The 15,606-nt window shown below is 63.3% G+C and carries 11 protein-coding genes; 7 read left to right on the top strand and 4 right to left on the bottom strand.

Going from position 1 to position 15,606, the window contains the following annotated elements; translation table 11 throughout:
• Window positions 1-23: 23 nt before the first annotated feature.
• The 7 genes from AC1DB0_RS27200 (at window position 24) to AC1DB0_RS27170 (ending at window position 6,304) form a co-directional block, all read left to right on the top strand.
• The gene (locus tag AC1DB0_RS27200) at window positions 24-1,565 is read left to right on the top strand and encodes a class I adenylate-forming enzyme family protein (RefSeq protein WP_476758343.1); all 1,542 of its coding nucleotides are present in this window, start codon (window positions 24-26) and stop codon (window positions 1,563-1,565) included.
• Window positions 1,562-2,335 carry an SDR family oxidoreductase gene (locus AC1DB0_RS27195; RefSeq protein ID WP_175168669.1) on the top strand — a complete coding sequence of 258 codons (774 nt, stop codon included), beginning with the start codon at window positions 1,562-1,564 and terminating at the stop codon, window positions 2,333-2,335. The genes AC1DB0_RS27200 and AC1DB0_RS27195 overlap by 4 nt, the downstream gene beginning before the upstream one ends.
• Before the next feature lie 57 nt (window positions 2,336-2,392).
• Window positions 2,393-2,812: a PAAR domain-containing protein gene (locus AC1DB0_RS27190; RefSeq protein ID WP_476758344.1), complete on the top strand. Its 420-nt coding sequence runs from the start codon at window positions 2,393-2,395 to the stop codon at window positions 2,810-2,812.
• A gap of 101 nt (window positions 2,813-2,913) precedes the next feature.
• Window positions 2,914-3,471 (top strand): carboxymuconolactone decarboxylase family protein, encoded by a 558-nt coding sequence (locus tag AC1DB0_RS27185; RefSeq protein WP_342065574.1) that lies wholly within the window; start codon window positions 2,914-2,916, stop codon window positions 3,469-3,471.
• Between the two features lie 22 nt (window positions 3,472-3,493).
• The gene (locus tag AC1DB0_RS27180) at window positions 3,494-4,291 is read left to right on the top strand and encodes an ABC transporter ATP-binding protein (RefSeq protein ID WP_441372430.1); all 798 of its coding nucleotides are present in this window, start codon (window positions 3,494-3,496) and stop codon (window positions 4,289-4,291) included.
• Window positions 4,288-5,199, top strand: a complete 912-nt coding sequence (locus AC1DB0_RS27175; protein WP_476758345.1) for an ABC transporter permease — start codon at window positions 4,288-4,290, stop codon at window positions 5,197-5,199. The genes AC1DB0_RS27180 and AC1DB0_RS27175 overlap by 4 nt, the downstream gene beginning before the upstream one ends.
• Before the next feature lie 133 nt (window positions 5,200-5,332).
• Window positions 5,333-6,304 (top strand): ABC transporter substrate-binding protein, encoded by a 972-nt coding sequence (locus tag AC1DB0_RS27170; RefSeq protein WP_427945270.1) that lies wholly within the window; start codon window positions 5,333-5,335, stop codon window positions 6,302-6,304.
• Here AC1DB0_RS27170 and AC1DB0_RS27165 read toward each other — a convergent pair.
• The 4 genes from AC1DB0_RS27165 to AC1DB0_RS27150 all read right to left on the bottom strand — a co-directional run bounded on the left by AC1DB0_RS27165 (window position 6,301) and on the right by AC1DB0_RS27150 (window position 15,556).
• Window positions 6,301-7,362: a porin gene (locus tag AC1DB0_RS27165; protein WP_476758346.1), complete on the bottom strand. Its 1,062-nt coding sequence runs from the start codon at window positions 7,360-7,362 to the stop codon at window positions 6,301-6,303. The two genes, AC1DB0_RS27170 and AC1DB0_RS27165, sit on opposite strands and share 4 nt — an antisense overlap.
• Before the next feature lie 35 nt (window positions 7,363-7,397).
• Entirely contained in the window at window positions 7,398-8,561 is a 1,164-nt protein-coding gene (locus AC1DB0_RS27160) for an acetyltransferase domain-containing protein (RefSeq protein WP_054426870.1), read from the bottom strand.
• Window positions 8,562-8,907: 346 nt separating this feature from the next.
• Window positions 8,908-12,090, bottom strand: a complete 3,183-nt coding sequence (locus AC1DB0_RS27155; protein WP_476758347.1) for an autotransporter family protein — start codon at window positions 12,088-12,090, stop codon at window positions 8,908-8,910.
• Between the two features lie 196 nt (window positions 12,091-12,286).
• Window positions 12,287-15,556 carry a hypothetical protein gene (locus AC1DB0_RS27150; protein ID WP_476758788.1) on the bottom strand — a complete coding sequence of 1,090 codons (3,270 nt, stop codon included), beginning with the start codon at window positions 15,554-15,556 and terminating at the stop codon, window positions 12,287-12,289.
• Window positions 15,557-15,606: the final 50 nt, after the last annotated feature.

Raw genomic sequence — 15,606 nt, 5'->3', positions numbered from 1 at the left:
CAACTGCAAACCCGGAATATCCCATGACGCATACGCTGAATAACCTTGGCGACCTGGCCGACCCGCGCCGCGCCACCGCCCTGCCCGCCATCATTGACCTGCGCCAGCCCGGCGCGCCCGCGCACTACGACCACGAACAGGTTCGCCAACTGGCAGGCGGCGTGGCCGCCTGGCTGACGGCGCGCGGCCTGCCGCCGGGCGCGCGTGTGGCGATTGCCGCGCTGAACCGCGCCGAATACCTGATTACGTACTTCGGCATCATGCGCGCCGGCTTTGTCGCCGTGCCCATCAACATCAAGCAGTCGCAAGAGAATATCGACTACGTGATCCGCGACGCCGATATCGCGCTGGCGTTCGTGGATGCCCCGCGCCGCGCTGCGTTCGAAGCCACGGTGCCCGTGCTCGACTTTGACGACGACGGCCCCCAAGGCTTCGCCGCGCAGATTACGCCCACGGAGTTCAACACCGTCACGCCCGCGAACGACGACGTCGCGCAGATGCTGTACACGTCCGGCTCCACCGGCAAGCCCAAAGGCGTGCCGCTGACGCACACCGGCCAGCTCTGGGCGCTGACGGCCACCTCGGCTCCGGTGACGGCCAACGCCGCTCAGGAACACTATCTGTTGGCCCAACCGCTGTTCCATATGAACGGCCTGTTCATGGCCAAGCGCGCATTCGCCAGCAACAGCCTGCTGGTCATCCAGCCCAGCTTTGACGTCGCGGCTTACGCCGATGCGCTGGAGCGTTACCGCATCACCATCCTGACCGCCGTCCCGACGATGTTCGCCCGCCTGGTCAAAGACCCGGCGCTGCTGCACGGCCGCGATCTATCCGCGCTGGCGCGCGTGATGCTGGGCTCGGCCCCGATGACGGTGGCGCTGTATGAACGCATCCAGCAAGCGCTGCCGCATGTGCGCATCACGCATGGGTATGGCACCACCGAAGCTGGCCCCGCCGTGTTCGGCCCGCATCCCCATGGCCTGCCCACGCCGCCGCTGGCGGTGGGCCATCCGCTGGACCCTTCTCACGTGCGGCTGGCGGATGGCCCGAACGCTGACGAAGGCGTGCTGCTGATGAACAACCCGGCCGTGTTGTCCGGCTATCACAACCTGCCCGAAAAAAGCGCGCAGGTGCTGCAAGACGGCTGGTATTACAGCGGCGACGTCATGCGCCGCGACGCCGACGGCTTCTACTATTTCGTAGGCCGCGCCGACGACATGTTCGTGTGCGGCGGCGAGAACATCTATCCCGTTGAAGTGGAAAAGCTGCTGGAGTCTCATCCCGACGTGCGCCAAAGCTGCGTCGTGCCGCTGGCCGACGAAGAGCGCGGGCACATCCCCGTTGCCTTCGTCGTGCGCCGCGACGGCAGCGGGCTGGATGCTGACGCGCTTAAGCGCCATGCACTGGCGAACGGCCCCGCGTATCAGCACCCGCGCCGCATCCGCTTCGTGGATGAACTGCCATGGGCCGGCACCAACAAGGTCGATCGCAACGCCCTGCTGTTGCAGGCCCGTGCGCTGGAAGCGCAACAAGCCTGGACCCTGACCGCCACGGAGGCCGCATGAGCCACACCCCGGATTCGCTGGCCGGCAAGACGGCGCTGGTCACCGGCGGCAGCCGCGGCATCGGCCGCGCCATTGCGCTGGCGCTGGGCCGGCGCGGCGCGCACGTCGCCGTGCATTACAACGCCGCCCGCGACGCCGCCGATGAAGTCGTAGCGCTGATCCGCGACGCTGGCGGCCGCGCCTGGACCTTGCAAGCCGACCTGGCGTCGTCCGACGCGGCGGCGATACTCGCCGAAGCGCTGCGCCATACGGTGCAGCAACACACGGGCGCCGACGGCCTGGATATTCTGGTCAACAACGCGGGCGTGGGCCTGCGTGCGCGGCTGGCCGACGTCAAACCCGACGATTTCGACCGCGTGCTGCAAGTCAATTTGAAGACGCCGTTCTTTTTGATTCAGCACTGTCTGCCTTTCTTGCGCGACGGCGGGCGCATCGTCAATATCTCGTCGATGGGCACCCGCGCCGCCTACCCCGAAATGAGCGTCTACGCACCGGCCAAAGCGGGGCTGGAGGCGCTGACGCTGCTGCTGGCCAGCGACCTGGGCGCGCGCGGCATTACGGTGAACGCCGTGCTGCCCGGCGCCACCGCCACCGACATGAACACCCGCGCCCGCGACCCCGACATCAGCCGCGCCATTGCCCAGACGATTGCGCTGGGGCGCGTCGGCCAGCCGGAAGACATTGCGGATATCGTCGCGTTCCTGGCCTCGCACGAAGGACGCTGGGTCACCGGGCAGAGTATTGATGCAACGGGGGGCCAGCGCTTGTAGCGCATGGGCGACAGGCGCGTCAGGCAAATACGGGGGGCTGCTTTTCTGAATCGTCCTATGGCTAATTTTGAATGGCTCCCTAACATTGAGGCCAACCTCATTGAGGCCAGTCTCATTGAAGCCAATCTGATTGCCCCCAATCTGATTGCCCCCAATCTGATTACCGCCAATCTGATCGCAGCCATTCCGATTTCAGCCACTCTGATCAAAGGAGCCCCCATGATCCCCGTCGCCCTTGTTGGCCATGCTCACGCCTGCCCGCTCCATGGCCCCGGCACCATCGTCAGCGGCGCGTCCACCGCCGCCATCAACGGCCGGCCGATCGCCCGCGTGGGCGACCGCATCAGCTGCGGCGCCGTCATCGTCAGCGGTTCCGCATCCGCCACCATCGAAGGGCAACCAGTGGCGCGCCAAGGCGACACCACCAGCCACGGCGGTACGCTGATCGAGGGCGATGCTAATTGGCTGTCGGCATAAGCGCCCTGCGTCCCCATAACCATATGTGATATCGGTATTTTTCAGGCGGGCATGCATCTTTTAGGATGACAGCGTCATTTTCTTATTCCGCTGGAATCGCCGTGCCCCGCCTGAGCCCCCTGAATCCCGCCACGCTGGATTCCAACACCGCCACCCTCTTCAATCAACTGCTTCAAGACTACGGCCCATACGCCAACATGCTGAGCGCGTTCGCGCCCCGGCCGCCCGCGTTGAAGCATTTTTTCTCTTACCTGGTGCAATCGCGTGAAGACGGCTTGATCTCGCCGCGCCATCTGGAAATTGCGTTGCTGACGGCATCCAAGGCGCACGCCTGCCACTACTGCGTCACGCTGCACACGCCCAAGCTGGCGGCGCACGGCATTTCGCAAGACGCCATCGACCGCCTGCTGGAACCCAGCGTGCCCGGGCTGGACGAGCAAGACCTGCTGGTTCGCGACTACGCGGTGCTGGTGACCTTGACGCCGTCGCAAGTCAGCGACGCGTTCTACAGCAAGCTGCAATCGTTCTTCAGCGAAGAACAGATTGTGGAACTGACGATCCGCATTGCGCTGTGCAGCTTCTTCAAGCGCTTTAACGAGGCGCTGGAAGTGCCGCATGAAGACGTCGTGGCGTTGGAACTTGCGCATGGCGCGGCCTGAGGCGGCCTGAGATTGCACCGCCATGACACTAGCCCCTGCTTTAAAACTGGAAATCCGCAATCTGTCCAAGCGGTTCCAGACCGACACCGGCCCCGTCCAGGTGCTGGACGACATCAGCCTGAACGCCGCCAGCGGTGAATTCGTCAGCATCATCGGCCCCTCGGGCTGCGGCAAGTCCACCTTGTTCAATATCCTGACCGGCCTGCTTGAACACGATGCCGGCACCATCGCGCTGGATGGCAAGCCCCTGCCCAACCTGCGCGGACGCGTCGGCTACATGCTGCAACGCGATCTGCTCATGCCCTGGCGCACCGTGCTCGACAACGTGCTGGTCGGCCTGGAAATACGCGGCACGCCCCGCGCGGAATCCGTCGAACTGGCACGCGACTATCTGAACACCTTTGGCCTGCTGCCGTTTCAAGACAGCTACCCCAAGGCGCTGTCGGGCGGCATGCGGCAACGCGTGGCGCTGGCGCGCACCTTGCTGCCGGACCCGGATGTGCTGCTGCTGGACGAACCGTTCTCGGCGCTGGACTACCAAACCCGCTTGTTCCTGGAGTCCATGCTGGCCGACACCGTCAGCCAAAAGGGCAAGACAGTGGTGCTGGTGACGCACGACATCGACGAAGCCATTGCACTGTCTGAACGCATCTTCGTCTTGAGCGCCCGCCCCGGCCGATTGAAAAGCGAACACAAGATCGAACTCGGCACACGCTCACCCCTGGCCGCGCGCCACGACAGCCGCTTTCCGGCGTACTTCGACCTGCTCTGCCAGGAACTCGACATTCAGACCGGCCGCAAAACCGGAACCCACGCATGAGCCAGCCCACCGTTACTCCTGCCGCCAGCGCCGCCTTGGGCGATAGCCGGCAACACACCTTGGCCGCCAATACCCGCGTCGAACGCAGCGACCGCGCCCAACGCACTCGCCGCGCTCCTCGCGCCGCCCGTTTCCGCCTGCCCGTGGTGGTCACCCAGTTGCTGATACTTGCCGTGCTGTTCGGCGCGTGGGAAGCCGGCGTCCAGTCGGGCGCCGTGTCGGGCTTTCTGTTCGGTTCGCCCGCCGGCGTGCTGCAAGCCGCCTGGAAAATGATCCAGTCCGGCGAGCTTTGGGAGCACGCCAACTACACGCTGTGGGCATCCGCCGTGGGCTTTGTAGCGGGCACCGTGCTGGGCACCGCGCCTGGCTTGGCGCTGTGGTATTCGCCCTATGGCGCGCGGGTCGTCGAACCCTTTCTGGTCGCCATCAACAGCGTGCCAAAGATTGCGTTCGCGCCGCTGGTGATCCTGTGGTTTGGCACTGGCGTCATTTCAAAAGTGGCGCTGTCCGTATCGCTGACGTCCATCGTCGCCTTGCTGGCCGCATTTCAGGCCGCCAAGGACACAGACCCCGACATCCAGAAGATGATGGTTTCTCTGGGCGCCAGCCGCCGCCAGATCTTTCGCAAGGTGGTCGTGCCATCAGCGCTGCCCGCCATCATCAGCACGTTCCGCATCAACATCGGCTTTGCGCTGGTGGGCACCGTGGTGGGCGAGTTCATTTCGTCCAAGTACGGGCTGGGGCACGTGATCTTCGTGGCCTCGTCGCTGTATGACCTGAACACTGTCTGGGTCGGCATCTTCTCGCTGATGCTGCTGGGCTTTGTTCTGTATGCCGGCGTGGACGTCGCCGAAAAGCGCTTGCTGCGCTGGAAAGACCAAACCTACGCCACCCAATTCAAGCTCTGAACGGCGTACCCAAAACCCACGCATTCAGACTGCAATTTCCTGACCTTACATTCATTCCTTACATTCATTCAGACTGAACCTACGCATTCAKACTGCAATTTCCGAACCTGATTTCCAAGCCTGCACATTCCCTATGAATCCGAATCTTTCCCTGCGCTTGGCCACGGCCGCCGTTGCGTCGCTGCTGTCCGTCTCCGCTTTCGCCGCCAACGACAAGGCGGTGGTGTCCGCCGCCTTCAAGTCCGTGTTCTACCTGCCGGTGTACTTCGCCGAAGAACACGGGTACTTCAAGGATGAAGGGCTGGACGTGCGCATCGACGTGGCCTCGTCGTCCACCAACGCGCTGGCTGCCGTGATTTCCCGCAGCGCCGACTTCTCGCTGCACGGCCCGGAATGGACGGCAATCTCCTTTGGCCGCGGCGCGCCCGTGAAAGTCGTGGGCGGCACCTTGAACCGCCTGGGCGTGTGGTTGACGTGCAAACAAGACTTCAAGTTCGACGGCTTCAAAAGCCTGAAAGGCGCCACCATCGCCACGGGCGCCATGCCCACAACCAGCTCATCCGCCTTCCTGAAGCTCGTGAAAAACGCCGGGCTGGACCCAAAGCGCGATCTGGATTTGCTGGAAGTGCCGCTGGGTAATGAGATTGGCCCCTTGAGCTCGGGCAAGGCCGACTGCGCCGTGCTCTACGAACCGGGCGCGTCCCAGGCACAGGCCCAGGGCTACAAGGTGGTGTCGGCCTTCTCGCGCGAGATCGGCCCGTACACGTTCTCGGCCATCTCCACCCGCCAGGACATCTCCCCGCAGGTGCAGCAGAAATTTGTGTCGGGCATCGACCGCGCCTTGAAGGCCATCCACAAAGACCCGGCCGCCGCGGTGGCCAGCGGATTGAAGCTGTTCCCGAACCTGGACCCCGCCGTGGTGCGCGCGTCCGTGCAACGCCTGATCGACGACGGCGTGTTCGCAGATTCCGTCGCCGTGCCGGAACAAGCGTTGAAGGACGCGCTGCAAACGCAGATCGACCTGGGCAACCTGGACCGCATTCCCCAAGACACCAAATGGCTTGACCTTCAAACCGCCCAGCAGATTTCCAGCAAGACGTACTAAAACCGGTGGCGCATGCCCACCGCGTATTGGGCTTGATGCCACGACGAATCTGACCAGGCGCCCCGCATATAGCCGTAAATGGCATAGAGGTTGGTGCGCTTGGACAGGTCGTACCCATAACCCGCCGAATAGACCTGCTGCGTGTGCGTGGCGCCATCGCGCGCCAACGCGCCGCCGCTAGGCATGCTGCCCTGCCACGACGCCATGACGGTGTTGGCCCCCAACCGCCACGCGGCCCCGGCCATCACCGCATGCACCGTGCTGCCCGGAAAGTACGCGCGCTGCCCCGGCGACGGCACCGCCGGAATCGTCGAGCCGTTGCGCATGATGGACCCGGCCGCATACAGCGTGAACGCGTCGACGGTGGCGCGGCCTGCCAGCGTATAGGCATCCGGCTGGCGCGCGCCGCCTGCCTGCCTCATCGCGGCGGACTGCACCGTGCCGTCTGCCCAACGCGCGCCTTCATAGGTTGCCGTGACGGCGTAGCCGGGTTGTTCATAGATCAACGCGGCGCTGTAGAGCTTGTTCGTCGCCGACGTTTCAAACCCGCCGCCCCCGTCGTAATCCAGGCTGACGTCCGCCCCCGCGCGCCACCCGCTCACCGACGGCGTCCAAAGCGCCACGGTGTTATCCGCCCGATTCGCGTTGTAAGGCAGCAGCACGGTCTGCGCGCCCGTGATCAAGTACGACGCCAGAAACGCGTCATAGTCCGCCAGCGTTGCCGACGACACCGACGTCTGACGGCCCAGGCGCAGATCGCCCCAGCCGCCCGACAAGCCCACCCAAGCCGCGCGCCCGAACAGACGCCCGCCCTGCGCCGACTTGCCGTTGTTGGCCACGACGCCGCTTTCCAGTTGGAAGTTGGCGCGCATGCCATTGCCCAAGTCTTCACTGCCGCGCAAGCCCCACCGCGACCCCGACTGCACACCCGACTGCATGTTCACGGCCGTGCCGCGCTCCTGCGTCGAGAAACCCGCCAGGCTCAGATCGACCACCCCATACAAGGTGACCGGGCTTTGCTGCGCGTCAGCCAGGCACGGCGTCATCAACGTGGCCACGCACGCGGACCACTTCCCCCATCGACGCGCCACCATCACAAATACTTGAGCCAGAAGATGTCACGGCGGGCTGCCTTCAACCGGCCAAACCACCGCACGGGCCAGTACAGGGCCACCGCCAACAGCACGGAAATCAGCCAGATGCTGGCCATGCTGTCCACACCAAAAAACTTGCCCTGGTTCAGCCCCCAGACGCCCTCACCCGCCAGATACAGCGCCTTCAGCACATACAGATGCAGCAGATAGAAGAACATCGGCGCGGCGCCAAACACGCACAGCACCCCCACCCAGGCAGCGGTTTGCGCGCGTTCAATCAGCACCAGCAAACACAGGCCCAGCCCGAGTGTCAGCAGCAAAAACATCAAGGAAGGCGGGTACTTGGTGATGTTCACGAAGCTCATCACGGTATGCAGCGCATCATCCTGCACGGCCCATGGTTGCGCCTGCCCATACCCATTCAGCATGCGCAGCACGACGAAGCCGGCCAGCGCCGCGATGCCTGCCGCCCACAAGCGGCGTTGCCGCACAGCCGCCGGCACGCGCGCCTGAAACCACGGCCCCACCGCATAGCCCAGCGCAATCACGCCAATCCACGGCAGCAAGGGGTACGACGTGCGCAGCCGCAAGGCGTCGCCCACCTGAATCCAGCCACGGTCATGCAACACTGCCCACGGCACATGCATGAACTCGCCCGCGGCAACGTGCACACCGTCCAGCGCGTTATGCCCCGCCACCAGCAACACGCCGATCACCACCAAGGCGGCACGCGGCAGCCACAGCAAGGCGGCCAGCGCCAGCATGCTCAAACCAATCACCCAAATCACTTGCAGGTAGATAACTGACGGCGGGAACTGGAACGTCCACGCAAAATTCACCACCACAATTTCCAGCAGGATCAGGAACGCCCCGCGCTTGGCCAGGAACGCGGCCGCCGCACCACGGCTGCCGGCTTTAGCGCCGTAGAGCCAGGCGGATACGCCGGTCAAGAAGACGAAGACAGGGGCGCAAAGATGCGCGAGCAAACGGGAAAAGAACAGTGCGGGGTCGGTGGCCGACACGTCCATCGGGTCGCTGACCTGATGGTGCAAAAAGAAAGTCTCGCGAACGTGGTCAAGCAACATAATGACAATGACCAGGCCGCGCAAGGCGTCGATGGAACGCAGGCGTGCCGTAGAAGAAGCAGGAATCAAGGGAGACATGAAGGGAAGCGGATGATGACGGAGTCCCCAGCCGGGGGACGATGCAGCGAAAATTCGAGCGAGTATTGTAATGTAATAACATTACTAATCCAAGTCAGTTGACGACGTTCTGAATGGGCGTAGACGCAGCGCCTGTAAGGATCAGGTGCCGTTTCCAGGGCAAAGATTGTGTGCGCTCAACCTTGCAAGGCGCATTGGCTCGTGGCTACGAAGCGGTGTTAGCCGGTAATGCGCCGACGACGGAAACATGACGGACAAAGACGCCCCACCCCCGGCTGCTGTGATCAGCCATACGAATAGGTATGGGAAAAATCAAAGCGCGCCGGGTCAGGTTGGCGGGGTTGCATCACCACGTGTACTTCACGCCGATCCGCCCTACGTACTGATGGTAGTCCTGCGCGCCCCAGCTGCCGGAAGCGTTGACCCATCCCGTCCAGCCCTTTGTGAAATCCGCATGGACGCCCACCTTCAATTCATATCGGTCCTTGGGGTACAACTCTCCAACGGGTAATTGATTGAACGACACGGAACTGTCGACGCTGCTGTGCCACCAGTTCACGGTCGCGAAGGGTTGGGCCTTGCGGTTGTTGCCAAGGTCAAGCGTGGTGAACGTGCGCACCCCAAGGCGGGTGATGGTCCCATTGGAATCGGCACGGTCTACCCGGGTGCCGTTCTGCTCCGTGATGCTGTCGGTGTTGGTGTCGACATAGATGATTTGCGCCTGCGGTTCCAGCATCCAGTTTTCCCGCAGCTTGAATGCGTACCCGGCCTCTGCAGACACCGCCCAACCCTGAGAATCGTAGTCAACGCGCGGCAGATCGGTTCCTTGCACTCGATTGTTGAACCAGCCGTATTGGAACCAGGTGTCCACGTACGCGCCGAGTTTGGTCTCATCGTTTTGAAACCATGTGCCGTACACGCCTGCGCTGTACCCGTTGACGCGGCCTTTTGCTTTGTAGGGGTTGCCGTCGGCGCGGGCAGTGCTGTCGGCCGTCCCGTAACCGAGCATGGCTCCCAGATGCAAACGATCAGTCTCTGAAAAGAGCTTCCACTGCGCAAGATCTCCGCCGCCCTGCAATAGGAAAAGGTCGGTGCTGACGTCAAAGTTGCCGTCGCGGCTGTGGGAGCCTTCCCATTTTCCTACCGCGCGCAACCAGATCGCTCTGCGCTTGCTGTCGTTGTCCGGGAACTGTTGCGATTCGATGAACTGCGGTTCTCCCAGCCGGTCGTGCATGCTCTGCACGAACATTTGGCCAACCATGCGTTGGTTTGCCAGGTAAGCCGCAACTTCGGGCCGGTACAGCGGCTCGGGGTTGGGGGTCGGCCCGGGCGGCGCGGGCGGGACAGGCGGGATAGGCGGCTCGGGTGGCACAGGCGGTTCAGGCGGCGGTTCCGGTTCCTTTTCAGACCGCAAGTACCAGCTCTGATCGGTGGGCGCCGCGGCGGACCCCTTGTAGAGCCGATATTCGTAGGGGCCTGCGACAGCGCGCCCGGTCAAGGAGAATGCGGACGATTGGGTCGTGGCTCCATTGATGGTGTCGACGACCTTGATGCCGGCTGCCGTGGTCAACGCTCCGGGACCTCCCGCGTTAGCAATGCGCAAGCCTGTCGTGCCCGTCGCGGCGCCGCCATCAATGACCAGCTTGTCCGAGGGGGAGCTGTCATTCCCCAGGTAGGTGTTCAAGCCAATCAGGCCCCCGCCAGAACCGGCGTAATTGACCGCGGTGAGTGTTTTGAATGTGCCCGATGAGGGCGCCGTGAATAGAATCTGGCTCGCGTTGTTGGTCAGGGAAGTGATGTTTGAATTCCCGGACATGTTCCATACCGTGCCATTGTTTAGCGAGACGGTGGACTCAGCGCCGCTCTCGGTCAGCGCCGAGCCGTTAAGCGTGGCCCCAGACGCGTTGATCGTGGCGATACTGATGGGGCCAGCCGCTGGCGCGATTACCCCGCCTGCCAGGATCGCCACCCTCACGCCCGACAGGCCGGGCGAATTGAGCCCTGAAGCTGTCGTTTCATCCGGTGCCGCCAACGGATCGGCGGCAAGCGTTGAGCCTCCGACGACACGCAGCCAACGCGGCGCCCCGGTGACTTGTGTGCCCGTCAACGTGACTTGCGCGGTGCCGCCATTTACCGCGATGGCGTCGAGCTGCGCGCTGGTCAACGTGCCGCCCGTCAGCGTTGCGGTAGCCGTGATGCCTGCATCGCTGCTCAGCCCCAAACCGACCGCGTCCACGCCGCTTGCCTGCAATGTGGCATTGGTCGCGTTCAAGGCCCCGTTGCTGACACGCGCGGCAAAAGCGCCCTGCCCGGAGGTGCTGACCGACGTGCCGTCAATGGAGACGGTCGCCTTCGCGCCACGGGCGTACAAGCCATGCGAGTTGGTGCCTTGCGTTTGCACGGAGCCGCCGGTCAGACTCACTGCCACGTTGTCGGTGGGCGTCGTACCCCATGCCGTCGCGCCGGGAGCATTGTTGCCTGTGGACAGCGCGGTGACGTTGGTGCCGAACACCCGAGAGTTCGCGCCATAACTGAGCAGGTTGTATCCCGAGGCACCCTGGGTAGTGATTTGTGAATCTTGCAGCGTGATGGTCGACCCCACCACTGCATAGGCCCCGTAGGCGGACGCCCCTGTTGCGGTCACCGCCACGTTCGATGCGCTGATCGTGCCGGCGTTTGCGAACAGGCCGTTACCGCTGGCGCCTGACGTGGTGATGATGGTGCCATTGATTGTGGCGTCGGAGCCGATGGCGCCCACCCCATAGGCCACGTCGCCTGCCGTGGAGATCGTCCCGCCCGTGACGATAACCTTGCCGCGCACGCCATTCAGTGCATTGGCAAGCGCCCCATAGGCGCCATAGGTGCCGGTGGCGTCCCGGTAAGCATTGCCCCGCGTGGCGATGGCAACGTTGTTAAGCGTGACTTGACTGCCGAAGGCATAGACGCCCGTGGCGCCCAAGCCTTCTGTGAGGATGTTGGCTTGGGTCAAAGACATACTGCTGTTGTGGCTCGCGACAGCGCCGTAGGAGCCAACGGGCAGACCGCCGACGTTCGCGTACCCGCCGGTGGTATGAATGCTCAGCCCGCCGGGCGACGTCGCTGATACGCCGGTGTTCTGCGTCCACAGACCCGCCGACGCATTACCAGCGGTCGTGATGGACGTGGTGACACCGGGCGTTGCGCCGCTTCGGAAGATAATCGTTCCGCCCGTTGCGTAAATGCCGAATGAATTGAAGTTGCTTGCGGAGAATGACACCGGTCCAGGGCTTGGACCCGCTGTGGGATCGACGATCAACGTGCCGCCCGTCACCGCAGATGAGGTCCCAGGGGTGGTGACCGCTGTGCCGCCCACCACGGTGGTGGTGCCGCTGCCAACATTGACGGGCACCCCAATCGGTCCGGGGCCCACCGTCTGAGCGGAGACGTAGGTAGCCGCCGGTAGGAGAGAGCCGGTGGTGACCAGTGGATATAACCAGCGCAGCGCCGGACGCCGCGGACGTGATGACCCTGATACCAACCAACGTTTCATAACCATTCTCCCGAAGTTGCTCGATACAACTCACACGGTCAGACCTGATGAAACTGGCAATATCTTTGATTTGGCGAAAAATCCTAACACATGCCCAGCGGTTCTGGTGTCAAAACATTATGCGGCCGCCTCCGGCAGAATGTGGCTGTCATTAGCTGACCGATTCCGGCCCATCGCCGCGCTTTGGCTCCTTGAACTACGAGAAATCGCCTGATTTGGAAAGCTCATCCGGATAAGTAATCAGGTCGGCTGCGTCGGAAACCCAGCCATCCTTGTCGTTCCGATAGAAACTTAGCCGTTGGCGCATCGCGTCCGTCCATCCACTTCGGGTCGACATTTCGCGTAGCAGGCCCAGGCCGATGCGCCGCATGCCGGCATTACCCTCTGCCCCCAAATGTGCTTCCACATGGGTCAGTTGATCCGCGCCCGCACCCGCCACCGTATCCGCAAGCGAATCAAGGACATCCCCAACGGCACCCGGATGCAACAACGTCGAGGAATCGAATTGCTTCGCAATCGCCAACACGGCCTCGGGACTCAATATCGAGAACGCGAGCCGTAGCGCCAGTCCCGGATGCCAGCGCCTGGCCAGCAACGCTTCAACCAGCATGCCCGCCGACGCGGCCAGTTCCGGCTGGCCACGGTGCAACCGCCCCCGGTACGCGGCGACCACTGCAGCCAATGAACGCGCTTGCGTTATGCCTGCGAAACTGCTCGCGAGTTCCCGCGGCAAGTTTCTTGCATAAATGGCCAGCAGCGCGCTGGCCGCGAGTTCAACGAGCGAGACATCCACGTCATCCAGCTGCGCGGCCAGCGCGTTGTACAGCGCAGGCTCGCCTTCTCCTGGCGGCATCGCTATCAGTCGTTGCAGTGTTTCCTTGCGGATTTGCGCATCGGAATGCCCGAGCAGCAATGCAAGGTGCTTGCTCAACGCGCGCTGGCTGTCCGGGGAAAGGCCAATCGGCGGAATACGGATGGTGGCGCGCGCCAGCGCCGGCTGCTCGCTGCAAGCGGCGGCGTGCAATCGCTGCCAGACTTCAGGGCGATCAAGGAAGTTCCAGTACGCCCGCATCAAGGCAATCGCCACATCCTGATGCAGCTTGGGTTCATCTTCGATTCGGGCCAGGAATGCAAAAGCGCCCTCTGTCCTTAGATCGCCAGCGAGCCGGATGATCTCCTTAGCTACGGTGATCTTGCCGCGCGGTACGCGGCCAAGCAGATCCAGCACCTGCGCGGGGCGCAGGTTCATCAAGGATCGACGCAAGGCATAGATGGCGACGCGGGCCCGGCCGTCATCCAATGCTTGCATCAGCTCTGCCACGCCGCGTCCGGCATCGGCACGCCCGAGCGCTTCCAGCGTCTTGTCGCGCAGCCCCTGATCAGGCGCGTCCAGGCGCGCAAGATGGACAAGCGGAGCCAGGTCGATGGACGGCATAGCCGCGTATCGCTGGACTGAACCGTAGAGTTCCCACGCATTGCGTTGCGTGCTGGTCAGGACTTTAAGCAGTTCGCCGGCATAGCATTGCTGCTGGGCGGCCGTCCACCGAAAGAACCCGCTGTCATAGCCAGGAAGGAACGCCGCCTTTCCGCTTGGAAACCGCCCCTTGTAGACGCGGGCGCTCAGAAATGGCGTTAGCAAGTCCTGCCTGTGCAGATGCAAATGCCCGGAAACCGCAGCAACCTGAATCCAGCTCGGATCTTGCTGTACCAAGCTAGGAACCAATTCGGCCACCCTCTTCCGGAGCCCGAGCCGCACCAACGCCTCCAGGCCCGAACGTGCCACATTGCCGCGCTTGTCCCGGGCCAGGTTGGCAAACATTTCGACGAACAGATCCACGGCTTTCGCACGGCATCCGAAACCGAAGATAAGCTGCAGCGCAACCTGGGCGCGATCTCGCCGTATCCATGTCTCAAGCAGCCCCATCAGATGTGGGGCGATCTTGAGCAATTCGCCATCGCTCATGCGGGATTCCCAGTGCCCATAGCGAAGATTGCCCATGCTGCCCATACGCTCGACAAGGCGGGGCAGCGACTCGACAACAAAGGCAGGTTGAGTAGTGATGATGGCCATCAACCATTGCGTGGCCGCCAGCATGGTCTGGTGCGAGCAGTCACGCGCACGCAACGCGGCATCGATCAGCGCGGCAAACCCGCTTAGATGCTCGGCTTCCCAACGCGAAGGCGGTAGCGCCGCCAGGGCCGTAAACATCGCAAGCCGAACGGGGTCCTGTTCGTTTTCACGCGCTAGGCAAAAGTCCAGAATGGCGGGCAGGCTTGATGCCTCGTACCGCCCTGCCCCGACTACCGCCGCCACGGCTTGCGCGCGCAATTCGCCATCAGGCTGCGACAGAAATGGCTGGGCCAGGGCCAGCGCTTCCTGAAACGGCAGGCAGGACAGGTAAGGCAGGCGGACCATCGGCTCGGCGGCATGGAGCCGCAACGAGAACGCATGACGCGCTTCGGCCTGCCGGGCAGCGCTGGATAGCTCGCGCACGAACTCAAACGGCAAAGCCCCGCTGTCTCCGCGCCAGGCTTCGCCGCAATGGTGGTAGAGCGCGTCCCGCTGGCCAGCATGCAGGTGTTGAAAAACCGCGCGCAGGTTGGGGAGCGCGTCGGCCGACAACAGTTTGCAAAGCGTCGGCGCGTCCAGGCGCCGCAGGGTTTGCGCAGTGAGCGGCACGCGCTGCCTGCCTCCCAGGTCCACAATAATGGCGGCGATTTCCTCCGGGAAGAAGGATGCATAACGTGCCAGAGGCAAATCATTCACCGGGATTCGGGTGCTAGCCACGCGCAACAGACTCAACCCGCCCGCCGGGTCGCTGCGCAGCAAGCGATAGAGCGAGGCTCTGATGGCAACGCGTAATACGTAGGACGGGTTACCGGACTGCTCCAGCTCTTGCACCAGCCTATCGCGCACGAATCCAGGCAACCGTTGCGCTAACGTTGCCCACTGCGGCGCCTCAAGCGCGGCAATCTGCGCCGCGTCCAGATGGCTGCCGATGAATGCATCTGTCGTCCACTGCAACAGATGCCGGCGCGCCGCGCCTTCCAGTTTCKGATAGACGGCATCGTTCACCTGTCCGCGTCCAGATCGCCAGAGCTGGCAGGCAAGATCCCGGCGGCACGGCTTCGTCATGTCCGGCATCAGTTGCACCAGCGTCTCATCGGGCACGACACGCGCCGCCAGCCGGGCCGCACGCATTGCCAGCATTGGCGATGGGTCGGCAAGCATCGTGACGATCAGATCCGCCGCATGGGAGCCGCTGGCCGACATCAGCGCCAACAAGCGCTCGTAGTGGATCTCCGATTGCGCGAGTGAGCTCAGATCTTCGGCAAGATGTGCATCCGTGATGGATTGACGACCGAGCTCCACCATCCGCTGGTAGCGTTGATCATGGCTGAGCGAGGCAACATCTGCGAGGATGCGCCGCACAGACCGGCGCTGTTCTTTGTGTGAGGTCGTCATGGTCATCTGTCAGAAGTGGACGGTAGATTCTATCGTCCGGACGACCACTC

The sequence above is a fragment of the Achromobacter sp. 10T422 genome (genome assembly GCF_056394065.1).
The sequence above is the reverse complement of the archived record's forward strand: the minus strand, read 5'-3'. Positions and strand labels throughout refer to the sequence as shown.

What these genes read in the sequence shown, in the direction of transcription:
- AC1DB0_RS27200 (WP_476758343.1), top strand. Translation starts at nt 24, where the DNA reads ATGACGCATACGCTGAATAACCTTGGCGACCTGGCCGACCCGCGCCGC.
- AC1DB0_RS27195 (WP_175168669.1), top strand. Translation starts at nt 1,562, where the DNA reads ATGAGCCACACCCCGGATTCGCTGGCCGGCAAGACGGCGCTGGTCACC.
- AC1DB0_RS27190 (WP_476758344.1), top strand. Translation starts at nt 2,393, where the DNA reads ATGGCTAATTTTGAATGGCTCCCTAACATTGAGGCCAACCTCATTGAG.
- AC1DB0_RS27180 (WP_441372430.1), top strand. Translation starts at nt 3,494, where the DNA reads ATGACACTAGCCCCTGCTTTAAAACTGGAAATCCGCAATCTGTCCAAG.
- AC1DB0_RS27175 (WP_476758345.1), top strand. Translation starts at nt 4,288, where the DNA reads ATGAGCCAGCCCACCGTTACTCCTGCCGCCAGCGCCGCCTTGGGCGAT.
- AC1DB0_RS27170 (WP_427945270.1), top strand. Translation starts at nt 5,333, where the DNA reads ATGAATCCGAATCTTTCCCTGCGCTTGGCCACGGCCGCCGTTGCGTCG.
- AC1DB0_RS27160 (WP_054426870.1), bottom strand. Translation starts at nt 8,561, where the DNA reads ATGTCTCCCTTGATTCCTGCTTCTTCTACGGCACGCCTGCGTTCCATC.
- AC1DB0_RS27155 (WP_476758347.1), bottom strand. Translation starts at nt 12,090, where the DNA reads ATGAAACGTTGGTTGGTATCAGGGTCATCACGTCCGCGGCGTCCGGCG.